General features: G+C 54.5%; 3 protein-coding genes. 1 reads left to right on the top strand and 2 read right to left on the bottom strand.

The genetic code is table 11. From position 1 onward, the window contains the following. A partial coding sequence (locus QCH34_RS12355; RefSeq protein ID WP_300334575.1) for a hypothetical protein occupies positions 1-804 on the bottom strand: 804 nt, incomplete at its 3' end. Positions 805-807: 3 nt separating this feature from the next. Next, a complete protein-coding gene (locus tag QCH34_RS12350; protein WP_300334573.1) occupies positions 808-1,398 on the bottom strand; it encodes a pyruvate kinase alpha/beta domain-containing protein in 591 nt (196 codons plus the stop codon). 37 nt (positions 1,399-1,435) lie between these two features. Here QCH34_RS12350 and QCH34_RS12345 point away from each other — a divergent pair. Beyond that, positions 1,436-1,617 (top strand): GTPase (locus QCH34_RS12345; protein WP_300334576.1); only part of this gene is annotated, 182 nt, incomplete at its 3' end.

Below are 1,617 nucleotides of genomic sequence, written 5' to 3'. Positions count from 1 at the left end.
ATAGACACCGACCTGCTGCTCGATTTGAGGCACCTCTCCAAGCCGCTGGAAGAAGGCTGCCTTGAAGGCGATGGTGAAGGGCGTTGCGATCAGCGCCCAGATGAAGAGGATGACTGCTGTTGCAAAGAGGGCATCAGGGCCGAGGAGGGCCATCACCTCTTCACCGCTCATTGCGCTGATCACCTCGGGATCCATTGCGCCGATCTCGCTCATCTTCTCCCAGAGGAGCCCCATCCAGACAAATGCAAGGCCAAAGAGGAGGGTTCCGAGGACGACAATATTCACTATGATGAAGAGGAGGATTTTCCAGGAGTTGTAGAGGACGATCGTGATACTGGAGCGGATCGAGTCAAAGATCTTCTCATCCGAAAAAACCGCGAAACAGTCATAAAAGTACGTAAAGAGCATGAACGGGATGATAACACCCATTGCGATGAAGAAGATCATATCAGGAGTCGGGCCCCCTCCCATGAGTGCCATCGGGATTAACAGCAGAAAGATCGTCACGAATGCAGCAAAGACAATGATGATCAACGGCAACAGGATCCGGAAATAGTACCCGGTTGCATACCTGAGGAACGTGGCGAGATCTCCTTTCTTCTCCCGTATAATACCGTAACTCCCGGCTATAATGAAGGGGAAGAGCAGGAGTGAAAGGAGTTGAAGGACTCCGGATAGAGCCGGGCTGGCCCCTCCGATGAGTATGTCTCCGACTGAGACGGCACCGATCACCAGTCCTCCAAGCCAGAGAAGGGGATAGGCCTTCAGCAGCCCGAATGTTTCAGCAAATGCCTCTCGGATCATGGATCACCGGTTTCTTGGCATCGCGATCATCTCACGAACCTGGAGATCGAAGAAAGACGAGGTGTGAGCCGGGCGGATCACCGCAGCACAGTCTGCACCGCTCATAGTTCCGCCGACTGCGATCACCTCTTCACTGATTCCGATTGCACCCTGATCTGCTGCAATCAGTACACATTCAACAGCAACCTTCAGCCCGACCGCAACAACCCGCCTGAGCGCCTCTGCGATCGCCTCAGAACGCGAGCCGCCTCCGACCCGCGCGGACCGGGAGAGGGCGCGCTCAAGACCGGAGAGAGCATGCGTGCCGGTGACGATTGTATGGCCTTCTGCAAGAAGTGATGCTTTTGCATCTTCTGAGAACTCCCAGACACCGGGCTCTGAAAAGCCGACGACATGTGACACCACAACAAGACGGATGCGTGTGCCTTTCACCGCCTTCTGGAAAGAAAGGGCGGTCGCGCCGGAGGTGCTTGCAAGGACAATTGTGTTGATCTGTTCCTCTTCTGCCCGTGCTATACAGAGCTGGATACAATCATCGGTATTCTGTGGTCCGGGGGCGTCGAAGTATGCAGTTTCTCGTGTGATATAGCCCATGCATGTTAATATGCATCGGTCGTACATGTCAATTACGATGATCACGCTTGCACTTGCCGGAAAACCAAACTGTGGAAAGTCGACTTTTTTCAAGGCGGCGACACTCGCCGATGTCGAGATTGCAAATTACCCGTTCACCACCATCGATGCAAACCACGGGGTCGCCTATGCCCGCGTACCCTGCCCATGCCGGGAGCTTGGGCTTGAATGCGGCCATTG

It is taken from the genome of Methanocalculus sp. (assembly GCF_029762515.1).
GTDB lineage: Archaea > Halobacteriota > Methanomicrobia > Methanomicrobiales > Methanocorpusculaceae > Methanocalculus.
The sequence above is the reverse complement of the archived record's forward strand: the minus strand, read 5'-3'. Positions and strand labels throughout refer to the sequence as shown.